The organism is Trichloromonas sp., assembly GCF_041583255.1.
Classification (GTDB): Bacteria; Desulfobacterota; Desulfuromonadia; order Desulfuromonadales; family Trichloromonadaceae; genus Trichloromonas.
Genome location: NZ_JBFHGD010000017.1, coordinates 1 through 16,605 on the forward strand (window position 1 = coordinate 1; position 16,605 = coordinate 16,605).

Here is a 16,605-nt window from a genome sequence, read left to right on the forward strand (position 1 = left end):
GTACCGCACGTTCCATGGCAACCTTGGTCGCTTCACTGTCACCGGCGGCAACCGCCTCGCGAACCTGCTTAACGTAGGTGCGCATGGTTGAGCGAATGTGGGTGTTACGGGCGGTGCGGACCGCGCTTTGCTTGTTTCTCTTCAAGGCTGATTTGTGATTTGCCAATGTCTTATCCTCCAGTTGGTTGGTTTGTGATTAAATCTTGAACGGTTTATATCATTGGAAAATAACGCAGTCAAGTTAAAAGTATTCCAATGATCTCACTATTCCCGTTTAACATCAGCAGCTTAAGCAAAACCCACATTGAATTAATGCAAAATAATCCATTTTACGCATAGTTACGGGTGCCGAAACGCCAGCTGGATTAACCTGTCGGGGCCATTGCGGACTGACTCTGTGCGACGAGCTGATTAAGACATGTCAGAAAAAACGAACATATCCAGGGCAACAGGGGTGCTGGGAATTGCAACCTCGCTGAGCCGGGTTGCCGGTTTGGTCAGAGATATTGTCGTGGCCGCCCTGTTCGGGGCAGGATTCGGCACGGACGCTTTTTTTATGGCTTTCACGATCCCCAATCTGCTGCGGCGTTTTTTTGCCGAGGGGTCACTTACTGCGGCCTTTGTGCCAACCTATTCCGATATCTATCACAAGCAGGGGCAGGAAGAGGCCCAGAGGGTCGCGAACATCTGCCTGACGCTCCTCTTTGTTGTGATGATGTTGGTGACCCTGGTGGGGATCTGGGGTTCCCCCCTCGTCGTCAAGTGTATCGGTTTCGGTTTTGGTGCTGTGGAAGGCAAGCTGGCGCTGACCGATTACCTCAACCGGATCATGTTCCCCTATATCTTCTTTGTCAGCTTGCTGGCCTTGCTGACCGGGGTGTTCAATGTCATGGGGCACTATTTCGTCCCTGCCGTTTCCCCCCTGTTGCTCAACCTGAGCATGATTTTCTGTGCTCTTTTCATGCGCACCTGGTTTGATGTCAGCATAACCGCCCTGGCGGTCGGCGTCTTGATTGGCGGGGCCCTGCAGCTGGTTGTTCAGATTCCCGTGCTCTATCAGCAAAAAATCCGGTTACGGCCGGATTTCAATTTTTCGCACCCCAAGGTTAAGCGGATTGCCTGGCTGATGCTGCCCGGCATCGCCGGGGTTGCCATTTATCAAATCAACGTGGTGGTAACGCGCCTGCTGGCTTCTTTTTTGTCGGAGGGGAGCGTTTCGTATCTATATTACGGCCAGCGGCTGTTCGAATTCCCCCAGGGGATTTTCGTGGTCTCGCTGGCCCAGGCGGTGCTGCCGTCCATGAGCCGGCAGGTCGCAATCGGGGATGACCGCGGCTTCCGTGAATCACTCCGTTTCGCACTGATCCTTATCGCCCTGGTTACCATCCCCGCTTCAGTCGGACTCGTCCTTTGTGCCGAACCCATTTTCAGTCTTTTCTTCATGAAGGGGGCCTTTTCTTTCGACGACGTGCATCAAACCGCCCTGGCTCTGGCCGCCTACGCGCCCGGCCTCTTTTTTGTCGGCGTCAGCCGGGTGGTCGTACCGGCCTTTTATGCTCGCAAGGATACGCGCACCCCGGTGGTGATTTCCTTCTGGACCCTGCTCGTCAACGTTGCCCTGGGGCTGGTACTTATGCGTCCTTACGGCCATACCGGCCTGGCCTTAGCCCTGACATTGTCCTCTGTCTTCAACAGCCTTGTACTGATATGGGCCCTGCGCAGAAAAATGGGACGACTCGGTCTCGGTTCGGTGTCGTCCGCCCTGGCGAGGATCATTCCGGCGGCAGCCGTTATGGGCGTCGTGGTTAGGCTGCTGCTGGATTTAGCTCCATGGCAGGCCACGGGACAGGGATGGCTTAAAGGGGGCGTGCTTTTCGGGACGATCATGGTCAGCATGGCCGTTTACTTATCCTGCTGCTATTTGTTCAAGGTCCCACAGGCCAAAGAGGTTGTCGCCCTGCTGAAAAGGAAAGTTCTGCGACGATGACCACGAATTGTTACAGTCATTGCCTGTTGCCGACCCCGATAGGCCAGGTCGGCGTGATAGCCTCCGGGAATGGCCTTGTTGAGGTCATGATCGGCCGAAGCCTTGAAGAGCTTGCCCAGGCGATCAACCGCAAATATCCGACCTCGGTGACAGTTGGCGACAGCGTGGCTGTCAAGGCCTGTTTGCAGTTGGCTGAGTATTTCAACGGCCAGCGCAGGGTTTTTGACCTGCGGATAGATTTTTCCCATCGTCGTGACTTTACTTTGTCTATTTTGCAAGAACTGGCCCGTGTGCCCTTCGGGGAAATCCTGACCTACGGGGAACTGGCCAGGCGCGCCGGATTTCCCGGCAGGGCCCGGGCGGCAGGGCAGGTCATGGCAACCAACCTGCTTCCCTTGATCCTTCCGTGCCACAGGGTCGTTGGTCATGGCGGACGGTTGACTGGGTATTCTGGCGGGGAGGGGATTAAAACCAAGCGCTGGCTGCTCGATTTTGAAAATTGCCTGATGAAAAATATGTGATGACGACTGAAAAGTGCTTGACAATGTTCGGGCCATTTTGTTAGAAGTACTGAGTTTACGGTTGTAGGCACGTAGCTCAGTGGGAGAGCACTACCTTGACACGGTAGGGGTCGACGGTTCAATCCCGTCCGTGCCTACCAATTACCGACAACCGATTACACTGATTGAGGCATCCCCGGATGCCTCTTTTCATTCGTGGAGACCATGATGAGCCAGGTTCAACTGGAACTGCCGGATGGTTCAGTAAAAGAATTCGCATCAGGGAGCACCCCCCAGGATGTGGCCAGATCGATTGGTGAAGGTCTCGCCCGCCAGTCCGTGGCGGCCCGCCTGAACGGACGCAACGTAGACCTTTCCGTTCCGATTGTCGAAGACTGCCGCATCGAACTGATTACCCTGAATTCGCCCGAGGGGCTCGACATCTACCGCCACACCGCGGCGCACCTGATGGCCCATGCCGTCAAGTCTCTGTACGGTGATGACGTTCAGGTAACCATCGGGCCGTCCATTGAAAACGGCTTTTATTACGATTTCTACAGCACCAAGCAGACCTTCTCTCCGGAAATGTTCGATGTTATCGAAAAGAAGATGGAAGAGCTGGCTGCCGCGGATCTGCCTATTGTTCGCGAGGAAATGACTCGCGATGAAGCGATTTCCCTGTTCCGGGGGATGGGCGAGAGCTACAAGGTCCAGCTGATTGAGGACCTGCCGGACGGCACGGTGTCCCTTTATCGGCAGGGGGATTTTGTCGATCTCTGCCGCGGACCGCACCTGCCGACCACCAAGCTGATCAAGGCGTTCAAGCTGACCGGCGTGGCCGGTGCCTATTGGCGTGGCAGCGAGAAAAATGCCATGCTGCAGCGCATCTATGCCACCGCCTTTCCGGACAGGAAGGTGCTCAAGGCTTACCTGGAAAAGCTTGAGGAAGCCCGCAAACGCGATCATCGCAAGCTGGGGCGCGAACTGGATCTCTTCTCCTTCAGTGATGAGGCTGGTGCCGGCCTGGTCATCTGGCATCCCAAGGGGGCCCTGCTGCGGACCCTGCTCGAGGATTTCGAGCGCCGTGAACACCTCCGGCGGGGTTACGATATCGTCATGGGGCCGCAGATTCTGCGAACCGAGCTCTGGAAAACTTCCGGTCATTATGAAAACTACCGGGAGAATATGTATTTTACCGAGATTGACGAGCAGAGCTATGGCGTCAAGCCGATGAACTGCCTGGCTCACATGCTCATCTACAAGTCGAAAATGCGCTCCTACCGCGACCTGCCGCTGCGCTATTTCGAGCTTGGGACGGTGCATCGGCACGAAAAATCCGGGGTATTGCACGGCCTGCTGCGGGTGCGCGGTTTCACCCAGGATGACGCGCATATCCTCTGCGCCCCCGAACAGCTCGACGCCGAGATCAAGGGCGTCCTCAAGTTTGTTCAGGACGTCATGGGGATTTTCGGCTTCGAGTACGAGATGGAAATCTCGACCCGCCCGGAAAAATCGATCGGCAGTGATGCCGATTGGGAGCGGGCAACCAAGGCACTGATGGCGGCTCTTGAGGATTCTGGCCTGCCCTTTGAGGTCAATGAAGGTGACGGCGCATTTTATGGGCCGAAGATCGATATCAAGCTCAAGGATGCCCTTGACAGAAGATGGCAGTGTGCTACAATCCAGTGCGATTTTACCCTGCCAGAACGCTTTGATCTCACCTATGTCGGGAGTGACGGCGAGAAACATCGACCGGTCATGGTGCACCGCGTCATTCTGGGTGCCATTGAGCGTTTTGTCGGTGTTCTCATCGAACACTTTGCCGGAAACTTCCCCCTCTGGATATCTCCGGTTCAGGCTGTCATCATCAATGTCACCGACAATCAGGCTGATTACGTCGGGCAGGTGTATGAAAAACTGCTCGCGGGTGGTGTCCGGATAAAGAAGGATCTTCGTAACGAAAAGCTGGGCTTTAAAATCAGGGAAGCTCAGATGGAAAAAATACCGTACATGCTTGTCGTTGGTGATCGGGAAATGGAAGGCGGCCTGGTGGCCCCGCGGGATAGAACCGGCAAAACCCTGGATCCGATGACTCCAGAACAGTTTGTTCAGTTCGTCCAGGATGAGTGCAAACTATACCATTAGGAGGTGGTACCATAGCTAAGCCAGAAACCAACATCAACCGGGCCATTCGTGCCAGGGAAGTCAGGGTTGTCGACGACGAGGGTGGACAGCTCGGGATCCTGAGCATCGAAGAGGCTTTGGTCGCCGCCCAGGAGCGCGGTCTCGATCTCGTGGAAGTTTCCCCCAACGCTGTGCCGCCGGTATGCCGGATCATGGATTACGGCAAGTACAAGTACCAGGCGAGCAAGAAGGCTGCGGAAGCCAAGAAAAATACGGCCCGGGTTGAGCTAAAAGAAGTTAAGATGCGGCCCAAGACCGAGGACCATGACTTCCAGTTCAAGCTCAAGCATGCCCGCCGCTTTCTTGAAGAAGGGAACAAGGTCAAGATCACGGTCATGTTCCGCGGCCGTGAAGTGACCCATCCTGAATTCGGCCGCCGACTGCTCGAAAAGGTGACGGAAGCTATTCAGGATATCGGCGTGGTCGAGACGACCCCGCGCATGATGGGGCGCTTCATGTCGATGGTAATCACCCCGAAAAAATAACCGGCTGTCAAAGGTTCGCTCCCGTCAGTGCGGCGGTCGAACCGCAATACAATAAAAGGAGATGGCGTCATGCCTAAAATCAAAACCAACCGTGGGGCTGCCAAGCGGTTCCGCAAGACTGGCGCCGGCAACATCCGTCGCAACAAGGCTTACACAAGCCACATCCTCACCAAGAAATCGACCAAGCGCAAGCGTGAGCTGCGTCAGTCAACTCTGGTGCACAAGGCGGATGCCGGCAACATCAGTCGCCTGATTCCTTATCTGTAACAGGATAGAGAACCAGATTCGGCTTAAGTCCGTGAACTGAGGGGAAAATAGTCTCCCCCTTCAGATCCGGCAGCGGCTCTGCCGCTTATTTGAGTAAAAAACAAGGAGAAAGACATGCCGAGAGTAAAAAGAGGATTTAAAGCGAGACGCAGAAGAAACAAGGTCCTGAAGCTGGCTAAAGGCTTCCGGGGCGCCCGCGGCAAATTGTTCCGCAGCGCGACCGAGGCCGTCGATCGCGCACTCAATTACGCCTTTCGTGACCGTCGCGTCAAGAAAAGGGACTTCCGGGCCCTCTGGATTGCCCGTATCAATGCGGCATCCCGGGACAACGGCCTGTCGTACAGTCGCCTGGTTTTCGGTCTGAAAAAGGCTGAAATCGGTCTCGACCGCAAGGTTCTGGCGCAGCTTGCTGTGACGGATCCGGCCGGGTTCAGCGCTGTCGTGGCAAAAGCCAAAGCCCAGCTGTAGAATGCAGATCGAAAAGAGAGATGAGGGGCAACCTCATCTCTCTTTTTTCTCGTGAGTAATCTGGCGATGGAGGCCTTTCCGGTTTCCATCGTTTTATTATAATGGATCGGAGCGGTTATGAAGGAAAAGCTGCAGGCGATGCTGGATGCGGCTCGCGGAGCCGTGAACCAGGTTGACGCCGAAAAAAGCCTACAGGACGTCCGGGTTCAATACCTTGGCAAAAAGGGTGAGATGACCTCCATCATGAAAAGCATGGGAGGCCTGTCGCCTGAAGAGCGTCCGATCATTGGCGCCCTGGCCAATCAGGTCAAAGAAGAACTCGAGCAACTGATCGAAGCCCGCCAGAGCGAAATCCGTCAGGCTGAAATAGCGCGCCGCCTGAAAGAGGAAACCATCGATGTGACCCTTCCCGGGCGTGGCCGGTTTTCCGGATCCAAACATCCGATCACCCTGGTCACCGAAGAAATCGTCGAAATTTTCTCCTCACTCGGCTTCGGCGTTGCGGAGGGGCCTGAGGTCGAAAAGGATTTTTACAATTTCGAAGCTCTGAACATCCCCAAAGATCACCCGGCCAGGGACATGCAGGATACCTTTTATGTCTCCGAGGACATCGTACTGCGCACCCATACATCACCGGTCCAGATCCGCACCATGCTCCAGCATGCTCCACCGGTACGGATTATTGCTCCGGGTACGGTTTATCGGCGCGATTCCGATATCACTCTCAGCCCCATGTTTCATCAGATTGAAGGTTTCCTGGTTGATCACAAGGTGACCTTTGGCGACCTCAAGGGGATTTTGACTACCTTCATCAATCGTTTTTTCGGAGAAGGTGTCGGAGTTCGCTTCCGGCCGTCCTTTTTTCCGTTCACCGAGCCGAGCGCCGAAGTGGATATCCAGTGCGTCATCTGCGGCGGCAAGGGGTGTCGGGTCTGCAAAAACTCCGGCTGGCTCGAAATTCTCGGCAGCGGAATGATCGATCCTGAGGTCTTCAAATCGGTCAATTACGATCCTGAGGTCTACAGTGGGTTCGCCTTCGGCATGGGCCTGGAGCGGGTAGCCATGCTCAAGTATGGCGTTAACGACCTGCGTCTCTTCTTCGAAAACGACATTCGCTTCCTGAGGCAGTTCTAGGCTTAAAGCAATGCAGAATCGCAGACTTGTTTAGGATTTGCCGATAAAGGACATGAACAAATGATTGTTACTTATAACTGGCTCAAGCAATACGTTGATTTTGATTTTTCTCCCGAAGATCTTTCCCACCGCCTGACCATGGCCGGCCTTGAAGTCGACTCCATGGAAAAGCTCGGGGCAGGGCTTGATTCGGTGATCGTCGCCCGGCTTCTCGCTGTCGAAGCCCATCCTGAGGCCGATCGCCTGACGCTTTGCCAGGTCGATACCGGTTCGGAAACCATCCAGGTGGTCTGCGGAGCCAGGAACCATAAGGCCGGCGACCTGATTGCCCTGGCCCAGGTCGGTTCCGTGCTGCCCGGTGATTTTCAGATCAAAAAATCAAAAATCCGCGGCCAAGAGTCGTTCGGCATGCTTTGCTCCGAAAAAGAACTCGGGCTGGCAGAGGACGCCGAGGGGATCATGATCCTGCCGCCCGGTTTGCAGCTGGGGACCCCCGCATTCGAGGCCCTGGGCCTCAAGGATGTCCGCTATGAACTCGGACTGACTCCGAATCGTCCTGATTGCCTGAGTGTCGTCGGGGTGGCCCGCGAAGTTTCCGCAATGGCCGGAAAACCGTTGAAGCTGCCGGTACCGAAGGTCGTCGAAACGGGTGCGCCAATCGACCTTGAAACCTCGGTAACTATCGTTGAGCCCGAGTACTGTCCGCGCTACGCCGCCCGCCTGATTAAGGGGGTAAAGATCGGACCGTCGCCGGAATGGATGATCCGGCGCCTGGAATCGGTCGGCATGCGCTCGATCAACAATGTTGTCGATGTGACCAACTTCGTCCTGCTTGAACTCGGCCATCCTCTGCACGCCTTCGACTTCAATCTGTTGCGCGATCGACGTATCGTGATCAAGTCGGCGGCCGAGGGAGATCGATTCACCACCCTCGACAGTCAACCGCGGCAGCTGGGCAACTTTGATCTGACCATATGCGATGGGGAAGGGCCTGTTGCCCTGGCAGGGATCATGGGGGGAGAAAATTCGGAAATCAAGCCGGAAACCACCGACGTGCTGCTTGAAAGTGCCTACTTCAACCCCAACACCATCCGGCGGACCAGCAAACGTTTGGGCATTCATACTGAATCGTCCCACCGTTTCGAACGTGGCGCCGATGTGGACATGGTTCCCCTTGCCCTGGATCGGGCAGCGGAATTGATTCAGCAGCTGGCCGGCGGTACCATCGCCACCGGCCGCATTGACGCTTATCCTCGGCACCTGGCCAAGAAATCACTGTCACTTACGGCCTTGCGCACCAGTGAAGTTCTGGGTATGAATATTGATGCGATTGATATCAAGAAGCACCTCAGCGCCATCGGTTTCGAGGTGGCCTTTGCCCATGATCGCGAAGATGGCGCCCTCGCTGTAAAGGTTCCTGCGTTTCGCCCTGACATCGAGCGCGAGATCGACCTGATCGAGGAAGTGGCGCGACTCAATGGCTACGACAGCATCCCGGTTACCATGCCCGCAAGTCAGTTGATCTGCCATCAGGGGCCGTCCCACCAGCAGCAGGTTCGCAGCTTGCGCGACTACATGGTTGGATCCGGCTTCTCCGAAGTGATCAATTACTCTTTTGTTGCTGAAGCGAGCTGGGACCGCATCGCCCTGGCCGTCGATGACGGTCGCCGCAAGACGGTCCGGGTGCTCAATCCGTTGACCGAAGAACAGGCTGTCATGAGGACTTCCCTGGTTCCGAGTGTACTCGATACGATAGCGCGCAATCTTTCCTACCGGAATAACGATCTGCAGATTTTTGAGCTCAGGCCGGTATTTCATGCCGCCGAAGGCAGTGAGTTGCCGGTGGAAAAGTTGCGGCTCACCGCCTGCATGTGCGGACGCCGGTCGCCCGAAGGATGGAGCCAGGATCGCGCCGCCATCGATTATTACGACCTCAAAGGGGTGGTGGAGGCGATTCTTTCTCGGTTCAAGATTGCCGGCGTGCAGTGGGATGGCGACGAAACCGAAAACTTTCTGCATCCGGGAAAATCCTGCCGGCTTCGCTGCCAGGGGCAGACGCTAGGCACCCTGGGCGAAGTGCATCCGCAAATTCTTGAGACTTTTGAAATTGATCAGCCGGCTTACCTTCTGGACCTCGACCTTGCGGCACTCTTTGCCCTGGCCGGCGCACATCCCGGTTTCCGACCCCTGTCCCGCTACCCTGACGTCTACCGGGACAGTGCCTTCCTGATCGATGACGATGTCACCGCGGCCCGAGTTTTTGAGGTTCTTGGGGGTATTAAAAATAAAAACCTCGAAGAGGTGGTACTCTTTGATCTCTACCGTGGCAAGGGGGTTCCGGAGGGCAAAAAGAGCTTTGCGATCCGCGCTCGATACCGGTCTCTTGAAAAGACCCTTACCGATGATGAGATACAGTCCCTTCACGGCAAAATCGTGCGTGCGCTGCAAAAAAATATCGATGCGGAGATTCGCTAAAAAAAACCGGTTGATATGCTCAAAAGCATGTGCTATAAAAGTCCGTAAATTCAAGGACCTGTGTATTTTTTGTGCGGAGGAGACATGACCAAAGCGGACCTTATTGAAAATGTTTATCTTAAAACCGGCTTTTCCAAGAAGGAATCCGCTGAAATTGTCGAGATGGTTTTCGATATCATGAAAACCAATCTTGAGGATGGGGAGAAGATCAAGATTGCCGGTTTCGGTAATTTTGTCGTCAAGGAAAAGGCGACCCGCAGAGGTCGTAATCCCCAGACCGGTGACGAAATTGAAATCACCTCACGGCGTATTCTCACCTTCAAGCCCAGCCAGGTGCTGAAGGCCTCCATTAACGGGGAGGAATAGCGCCCACTTCACGGCCAGCGTGAAAACATGAACGCCGACATCCCCGACAAGCTATATTTTAAAATCGGCGAAGTTGCTGAACTGACCGGCGTAAAGCCACACGTTCTGCGCTATTGGGAGTCTGAATTCGCCGTTTTCCGTCCGACCAAGAGCCGAACGAATCAGCGTCTCTATCGACGCCGGGATATCGAGCTCGCCCTCACCATCAAAGACCTGCTGCATCGCCAGCGCCTGACTATTGCCGGCGCAAAAAAAATTCTCAGTTCAAAATCGACTGGAGGGGCAGGGGAGAATACCTCTCCTCTCCAGTCGGCTCACGACAGGCAACTGCTAGAGGAAATCCGGCGCGACCTGCTTCGTTTACGCAATACACTAGCTTCCCCACCTGACAAACACTGATCTCATTCACCCCGCATAGAGGTTTACTTGAGGATCCTTGTAACCAACGACGATGGCATCCTGTCAGCCGGGATTACCGCTCTGGCGCGGAGCTTGTCGGTTCTTGGCCAAGTGACCGTGGTTGCCCCTGACCGTGAACGCAGTGCCGTCGGTCATGCCCTGACGCTGCACTCCCCCTTGCGGGCCGAGGAGATTCGACCTGGCTTCATCGCGGTCGATGGGACGCCTACCGATTGTGTCCACCTGGGGATTCACGGCCTTCTCGATGCACGTCCTGACCTTGTCGTCTCCGGCATCAACAAAGGTGGCAACCTGGGCGACGACATCACTTATTCTGGTACCGTTTCCGCTGCCATGGAGGCAACCCTGATGGGTGTGCCGGCCTTTGCCGTTTCACTGGTCGGCGACTCATTCAATGAAGAGGATTTTACCGGGGCGGCAAACTTCGCCGCCCATCTGGCTGCGATCGTTACCAAAAACACGTTGCCCATCGATACCTTTTTCAACGTCAACGTCCCCGCAGGCGTTCCTCACGGCGTCCGGATGACCCGGCAGGGCAAGCGGATATATGAGGATGTGGTGACCGAAAAAAGAGACCCGCGGGGACGCAAATATTACTGGATCGGCGGCGGTGAACTCGGGTTTCACGACACCGAGGGGACGGATTTCAATGCGATACACGCCGGCTATATCTCGATAACGCCATTGCATCTTGATCTGACTAACTATCGGTCTTTTCAGACACTGTCGGGCTGGGGGCTCGAGAACATACAGACAGGTTCGTTTGGGGAGGAGACCGAATAATGGACTATTCTATTGCCCGCCGCAATATGGTCGAGCGGCAGGTGCGGGCCAAAGGCGTGAGCGATGACCGCGTGCTCGAAATCATGCGCCAGATTCCGCGGCATCTTTTTGTCGAGGAGGCTTTTCAGGGCCAGGCCTATGGAGACTTCCCCCTGCCTATCGGTGAAAAACAGACGATTTCCCAGCCCTACATGGTCGGTTTGATGACCGAATCGCTGCAGCTCAAGGGGGGGGAGAAGGTTCTTGAAATCGGTACCGGTTCCGGATATCAGGCGGCCGTCCTGTGCAAAATCGCCGGCCGGGTTTATTCGGTCGAACGAATCTCCTCGCTGGCCCGTCGTGCTCGAAAAATTCTGGATTCCATCGGCTGCGGCACGGTTAACATCAAGGTCACTGATGGCACCTTCGGTTGGGAAGAAATTGCACCTTTCGATGCGATCATGGTGACAGCGGGCGCTCCATCGATTCCGGCAAATTACTTGAAACAACTGGCGGTTGGTGGTCGCCTCGTAATCCCGGTTGGCGACCGGGGCGTTCAGGTGCTTAAACGGGTGACCCGAACCGGTGAAGACAGCTTTACCGAAGAAAACCTGGTTGCCTGCAAATTTGTGCCATTATTAGGGAAACTTGGCTGGAATGAAGAGGGCTGCTGACGATGAAAATGCTGCGTCGACTGTATGACTGGGTTCTGCACTGGGCCGCTACTCCTTACGGTGCTCCGGCCCTTTTTCTGCTGGCGTTTGCCGAATCCTCTTTCTTTCCCATCCCGCCCGATGTGCTGCTGCTGGCCTTGTGCATCTCCATTCCAGCCCGTTCTTTCAAGTATGCATTGATTGCCTCGGTCGGCTCGGTTCTGGGCGGAGTCGCCGGATATGGGATCGGAATCAGCCTGTGGGGCGTTCTTTCCGAGTTTTTTTATCGTTATGTTCCGGGCTTCACGGTGCAAACTTTCGATCATGTTCAGCACCTGTTCGCCACCTATGATTTCTGGACTGTTTTTACCGCTGGCTTTACCCCAATCCCCTATAAGGTGATTACCATCGGTGCGGGTGTTTTTGAAATCAACTTCGCCATTTTCCTGCTGGCTTCAGCGGTCGGACGCAGTCTCAGATTTTTTCTGGTTGCCGGGCTGATTTATAAATATGGTCCGACCGTTCGCGATTTTATCGAAAAGTACTTCAACATGCTGACACTGGCATTCATGATTCTCCTGATCGGAGGTTTTGTCCTCATCAAATACATATTCTGAATTCAGGATATTTTCTTCTGCAAGTTGACGGTTCAACATTGATTCAGCTAGTTTAGTAATGTCTGCTTGCTTCTGATCTGCCAACGGAATCTTCATGCTGATTCATCCGGTCGTTGTCGCCAGCCTATTCGTGACCCTGCTTTCGGGGTGCTCGTCCCCGCAGGGAGTCTATCACCCTGTAGCAGAGGGGCAGACCCTCTACCGGATCAGTCGGACCTATGGCGTCGAGCCCGATTATTTGGCGCGCGTCAACGGTGTCAGCGACCCGACTCAACTCAGGGCCGGCCAGCTCCTGTTCGTGCCAGGCGCCACCCACCTCAAGCCAGTCTCCTCGACCGTCACCACCAAAACACCGTTGCCAAAGGTCGCGCCGCCGCCAAAACCGGCTCCAGTCCCCCCGGTAACGGTTTCGAAATCCGCATCACACCCATCCCACCCCCCTTCTTCAAGGACGACCACAAAGACCCCGTCGCCTGCCAAAGGGAAATTCATTTACCCGGTCAAGGGTAAAATCGTCAAGACTTTTGGCGAGAAACGAGGTGAGATCAACCGCGGGATAGAGCTTGCGGCCCCCCAGGGTGCGCCAATCGTTTCGGCGGCGGCGGGTCGGGTTATTTACAGCGGCAACGGCGTCAAGGGGTATGGCAATCTGATTATTCTCAAGCATGATGACTCCTATTATACCGTATATGGATTCAACTCAAAAAACCTCGTACCCACCGGAGCCTTTGTCAGCAAGGGAGAAAAAATAGCGCTTTGCGGCACCCCTCCGAGTGGAGGGGTCTCGAGGCTTCATTTTGAAATCCGGCATGGCAAGGACGCTGTAAATCCAATTTTTTACTTGCCTTAATCTGAAGCCTCTCTTAGACTTCCATGAAATTTATGACCAATTCGATGATCGGAGGACCTCAGTGATTGACGAAATATACGATTTTGAAGATATGGATCTCGATACAGAAGCTGCCGATGATACCGATGTAGATGCGGAAGATTCCGAAGCCGAGGAGGAGCAGGAGGAGGAGGTCGATCGCGGAAGCGATGACCATTCCGACGACGCCATCAAGCTTTATCTGAAAGAAATCCAGAAAACCACCCTGTTGACCGCCGAGGACGAAAGGAACCTGGCCCGAAAGATCAGCCAGGGAGACGAAGCGGCGCGCAATCGGATGATCGAAAGCAATCTGCGCCTCGTGGTCAAGATCGCCAAGCGCTACATGAATCGCGGTTTGCCATTTCTCGATCTGATCGAAGAAGGGAACCTCGGGCTCATCAAGGCGGTAGAGCGATTCAAGCTCAGCAAGGAATGTCGTTTTTCCACCTACGCCACCTGGTGGATCCGCCAGTCCATCGAACGTGCACTGGTCAATCAGAGCCGGACGATTCGCCTGCCGGTTCACGTTTCCGATGATATCAACAAACTGATCAAGATTAGTCGGGAACTGGTTCACAAGTTCAACCGTGAACCGCATATCCATGAAATCGCCGAGGCAATGGGAGTCGAAAACAGTTATATCCGGCGCCTGATGGTGCTGGTCAAGAAAACTTATTCGATCGAGCACCCGATGGGCGAAAACAACGATTACAGCCTGATAGATACGATCGAGGACCCGACCGCCGTAGACCCTTCCGGGCTGATTGAAGACCTCAACAAGTATGCCCTGGTTTCAGAATGGCTCGACAGTCTCGGTGATAACGAAAGAGAAATTCTCACGTTGCGCTTCGGGTTGGATGACCGCGAACCGCAGACGCTGGACACTATTGGGCGCAGTTTTGGCGTTACCCGCGAGAGAATTCGCCAGATTGAGGCCAAAAGCCTGGAAAAACTAAGAAAAATAAGAAGTGATCACCAGGCTTCCGGGCGCCTGGCCACGCAGGAAGATGACTGATTCTCGACGGATCAGCATTAAGATAATGAATTGAAGGAGACCGTAGTGGATGAACTGAAAAAAATTATTCGTGACATACCGGATTTCCCTAAAAAAGGCATCGTCTTCAAGGATATCACAACGCTTCTTTCCGACCCCAAGAGCTTTCACCGGATGATCGACCTGATCGCCCATCGCTATGTCGGCGAGCATATCGATCAGATCGTCGGTGTCGAGGCCCGAGGTTTCATTCTCGGCGCCGCCCTGGCATACAAGCTTGGAACCGGCATAACCCTGGTACGCAAGCCGGGTAAGCTGCCTTACAAGACCAAAAAGAAAACCTATCAACTCGAATACGGAACCGACACCCTCGAAATTCATTTGGACGCCTTCAAACCAGGCGACCGGGTAATCGTTGCCGACGATCTGCTGGCAACCGGCGGCACGGTTGCAGCCGTAGTCGATCTGGTTGAAGAACTTGGCGCCGAAGTCGTCGAGTGCGCCTTCATGGCTGAACTTGAGTTCCTCGAAGGACGCAAGCGCCTGCCTGATCACAAGGTGTTCAGTCTGCTTAAATTCTGACTTGGAAGGCTGCGGGGCTTGCAAATGCGTTCCCGTTGCGTTATAAATACCGACCTTCGGCCCCGTAGCTCAGCAGGATAGAGCAACCGCCTCCTAAGCGGTAGGTCGTGCGTTCGAATCGCGCCGGGGCCGCCATTAAAAACAAAGGGTTAGGTATTAATGCCTAACCCTTTTCGTTTACCGGTATACTCTGGGCATAACCCTTTCGTTCACTAGGGGCTGTCAACCTCAGGGTATAAACCTTTTTTTGCAGTATAGTTTATCCGCGTCACCACGTTCAAAGTTTGTCAGAACCCACATTTTCAATGGTTAGTTCGTTACGCATAAGAGCGACCTAAAGCAATCAATCGCAGGCATCTGCCAATGGTCAGGGGTTATGTTATGCGATTAAATTGCCCTTGAATCAAAGGACCAAGGCAAGAAGGAGAAGAATCAATGGCCGTTGTTGAAATCAGCGTCACTCCGCTGGGAACCACTTCGCCTGGAGTTTCGTCGTACGTCGCCGGCTGTCTGCAGATTGTCGAGGCCAGCGGGCTCAAGCATCAGCTGACCCCCATGGGGACTGTCATTGAGGGGGATTTAGACGATATCCTGCGGGTTGTACGTTCCATGCACGAATCCCCTTTCAGGATCGGCGCAATGCGGGTCTCGACCCTGATCAAGATTGATGACCGGCGCGACCGGGCTGAACACACCATGGCCGGCAAAATCAAATCCGTGGAGACAAAACGGAAAAGCTGAAATATTCTCGCGGTCCTGATATCGTAGCAGCCGGCACAGAAACGGTATGAATCAATGTTTTTTTCTCCTTGACAGGCAAAGGTCGATTTGATATCAATACCGGGCCTTAAGCGGCAGAGAATAAATGACAATCCGGCCCCGTCGCCAAGTGGTAAGGCAGAGGTCTGCAAAACCTCCATCACCCGTTCAAATCGGGTCGGGGCCTCCATTATCAAAGAAAAGCCAACCTGGCCACAGGTTGGCTTTTCTTTCTTACAGGGGGTCTGATGCTGTTGCTTGCCCCGCAAATTCTTTTCCTGTTCGTTCTTCTCGGCTCCCTGGCCGGTCTGCTGGCTGGCCTGCTCGGCATCGGCGGCGGCATCATCCTGGTACCGCTCTTTCTCTGGGTCTTCAAGTACGCCGGCTTTTCCCCCGAAATCACCGTCCATGCCGCTTTCGGCACCAGCCTCTGCATTATCATTCCCACGGCCATCAGCAGCACGCTTGGTCATCGTAAAAGAGGGAACGTCGACTGGCACCACATCCTTCGCCTGGCTCTTGGCGGGATCGGCGGGGCCCTGGTTGGCGGCTCCCTGGCTGCGGCTCTGTCCGGTGACTGGCTGAAAATATTTTTCGGCCTGATGCAGATCCTTGTGGCATTCAAGCTGGTTTTTTTTCAACCCCACCTGCCACCTGAACGTACCGGGCTGCTCCCTGCCAGTCAACTCCTTGCTGTCGGCTTTGCAGGCGGGGCGTTTTCGGCATTTTTCGGTGTTGGCGGCGGGGTCATCGCCGTCCCCCTGATGCTGATCATTCTGCAGCTGCCTATTCATCTGGCCGTTGGAAACTCCAGCGCTCTGATCGTTGTGTCATCGATTTTCGGTATGCTTTCTTACGTCTACCATGGCTGGAATCTGCCGAACCTCCCCCCTTACTCCCTGGGCTATGTCAATGTCCTGGTGGCAGCCCTGGTTGCACCCTTCACCATCGTTTTTGCCCGCGTGGGAGTCAAGCTGACCGGTCGCCTAAGTCATGCTAAACTGATAAAAATTTTCGCCCTTGTATTAACCCTGGTTGGAGCCAGGATCATTTTCAATACGCTCTTTTTCTGAAGGGGGAG

General features: G+C 54.6%; 19 protein-coding genes and 3 tRNA genes. 21 read left to right on the plus strand and 1 reads right to left on the minus strand.

The features are described 5' to 3' along the window. The coding region (gene rpsT / locus ABYV89_RS02605) for a 30S ribosomal protein S20 (RefSeq protein WP_432821391.1) at nt 1-166 on the minus strand (166 nt) is incomplete at its 3' end. 252 nt (nt 167-418) lie between these two features. Here rpsT and murJ point away from each other — a divergent pair. From murJ to ABYV89_RS02710, 21 genes are all read left to right on the plus strand, one after another. Next, nucleotides 419-1,987 carry a murein biosynthesis integral membrane protein MurJ gene (murJ, locus tag ABYV89_RS02610; RefSeq protein WP_432821366.1) on the plus strand — a complete coding sequence of 523 codons (1,569 nt, stop codon included), beginning with the start codon at nt 419-421 and terminating at the stop codon, nt 1,985-1,987. After that, the gene (locus ABYV89_RS02615) at nt 1,984-2,508 is read left to right on the plus strand and encodes a methylated-DNA--[protein]-cysteine S-methyltransferase (protein WP_432821367.1); all 525 of its coding nucleotides are present in this window, start codon (nt 1,984-1,986) and stop codon (nt 2,506-2,508) included. The genes murJ and ABYV89_RS02615 overlap by 4 nt, the downstream gene beginning before the upstream one ends. Before the next feature lie 65 nt (nt 2,509-2,573). Next, nucleotides 2,574-2,648: transfer RNA gene (locus tag ABYV89_RS02620), tRNA-Val, on the plus strand. A 67-nt stretch (nt 2,649-2,715) separates the two neighbouring features. Continuing rightward, nucleotides 2,716-4,632: a threonine--tRNA ligase gene (gene thrS, locus ABYV89_RS02625; protein ID WP_432821368.1), complete on the plus strand. Its 1,917-nt coding sequence runs from the start codon at nt 2,716-2,718 to the stop codon at nt 4,630-4,632. A gap of 11 nt (nt 4,633-4,643) precedes the next feature. Beyond that, on the plus strand, nt 4,644-5,156 hold the full coding sequence (gene infC / locus ABYV89_RS02630; protein WP_432821392.1) for a translation initiation factor IF-3: 513 nt from the start codon (nt 4,644-4,646) through the stop codon (nt 5,154-5,156). Between the two features lie 69 nt (nt 5,157-5,225). Then, nucleotides 5,226-5,423: a 50S ribosomal protein L35 gene (gene rpmI, locus ABYV89_RS02635; protein ID WP_432821369.1), complete on the plus strand. Its 198-nt coding sequence runs from the start codon at nt 5,226-5,228 to the stop codon at nt 5,421-5,423. 114 nt (nt 5,424-5,537) lie between these two features. Next, nucleotides 5,538-5,891, plus strand: coding sequence for a 50S ribosomal protein L20 (gene rplT / locus ABYV89_RS02640; RefSeq protein ID WP_432821370.1), 354 nt, complete (start codon nt 5,538-5,540; stop codon nt 5,889-5,891). Nucleotides 5,892-6,008: 117 nt separating this feature from the next. Further along, nucleotides 6,009-7,025 (plus strand): phenylalanine--tRNA ligase subunit alpha, encoded by a 1,017-nt coding sequence (gene pheS / locus ABYV89_RS02645; protein ID WP_432821371.1) that lies wholly within the window; start codon nt 6,009-6,011, stop codon nt 7,023-7,025. Nucleotides 7,026-7,085: 60 nt separating this feature from the next. Beyond that, nucleotides 7,086-9,500: a phenylalanine--tRNA ligase subunit beta gene (gene pheT / locus ABYV89_RS02650; RefSeq protein WP_432821372.1), complete on the plus strand. Its 2,415-nt coding sequence runs from the start codon at nt 7,086-7,088 to the stop codon at nt 9,498-9,500. An 84-nt stretch (nt 9,501-9,584) separates the two neighbouring features. Continuing rightward, on the plus strand, nt 9,585-9,866 hold the full coding sequence (locus ABYV89_RS02655) for an integration host factor subunit alpha (RefSeq protein ID WP_432821373.1): 282 nt from the start codon (nt 9,585-9,587) through the stop codon (nt 9,864-9,866). Between the two features lie 27 nt (nt 9,867-9,893). Beyond that, nucleotides 9,894-10,265, plus strand: coding sequence for a MerR family transcriptional regulator (locus ABYV89_RS02660; protein ID WP_432821374.1), 372 nt, complete (start codon nt 9,894-9,896; stop codon nt 10,263-10,265). A 27-nt stretch (nt 10,266-10,292) separates the two neighbouring features. After that, nucleotides 10,293-11,069 carry a 5'/3'-nucleotidase SurE gene (gene surE, locus ABYV89_RS02665; RefSeq protein ID WP_432821375.1) on the plus strand — a complete coding sequence of 259 codons (777 nt, stop codon included), beginning with the start codon at nt 10,293-10,295 and terminating at the stop codon, nt 11,067-11,069. Continuing rightward, nucleotides 11,069-11,722 (plus strand): protein-L-isoaspartate(D-aspartate) O-methyltransferase, encoded by a 654-nt coding sequence (locus ABYV89_RS02670; RefSeq protein ID WP_432821376.1) that lies wholly within the window; start codon nt 11,069-11,071, stop codon nt 11,720-11,722. The genes surE and ABYV89_RS02670 overlap by 1 nt, the downstream gene beginning before the upstream one ends. Nucleotides 11,723-11,724: 2 nt before the next feature. Beyond that, nucleotides 11,725-12,318: a YqaA family protein gene (locus tag ABYV89_RS02675; RefSeq protein WP_432821377.1), complete on the plus strand. Its 594-nt coding sequence runs from the start codon at nt 11,725-11,727 to the stop codon at nt 12,316-12,318. Between the two features lie 94 nt (nt 12,319-12,412). Beyond that, on the plus strand, nt 12,413-13,168 hold the full coding sequence (locus ABYV89_RS02680; RefSeq protein ID WP_432821378.1) for a peptidoglycan DD-metalloendopeptidase family protein: 756 nt from the start codon (nt 12,413-12,415) through the stop codon (nt 13,166-13,168). A 91-nt stretch (nt 13,169-13,259) separates the two neighbouring features. Beyond that, nucleotides 13,260-14,204: a sigma-70 family RNA polymerase sigma factor gene (locus tag ABYV89_RS02685; protein WP_432821393.1), complete on the plus strand. Its 945-nt coding sequence runs from the start codon at nt 13,260-13,262 to the stop codon at nt 14,202-14,204. A 45-nt stretch (nt 14,205-14,249) separates the two neighbouring features. Next, nucleotides 14,250-14,765, plus strand: a complete 516-nt coding sequence (locus ABYV89_RS02690) for an adenine phosphoribosyltransferase (protein WP_432821379.1) — start codon at nt 14,250-14,252, stop codon at nt 14,763-14,765. Between the two features lie 58 nt (nt 14,766-14,823). Continuing rightward, a tRNA-Arg gene (locus ABYV89_RS02695) sits at nt 14,824-14,900 on the plus strand. Between the two features lie 300 nt (nt 14,901-15,200). After that, nucleotides 15,201-15,506, plus strand: coding sequence for an MTH1187 family thiamine-binding protein (locus ABYV89_RS02700; protein ID WP_432821380.1), 306 nt, complete (start codon nt 15,201-15,203; stop codon nt 15,504-15,506). 134 nt (nt 15,507-15,640) lie between these two features. Continuing rightward, a tRNA-Cys gene (locus tag ABYV89_RS02705) sits at nt 15,641-15,714 on the plus strand. Between the two features lie 58 nt (nt 15,715-15,772). Beyond that, nucleotides 15,773-16,597 carry a sulfite exporter TauE/SafE family protein gene (locus ABYV89_RS02710; RefSeq protein WP_432821381.1) on the plus strand — a complete coding sequence of 275 codons (825 nt, stop codon included), beginning with the start codon at nt 15,773-15,775 and terminating at the stop codon, nt 16,595-16,597. The last annotated feature ends 8 nt before the right edge of the window (nt 16,598-16,605 follow it).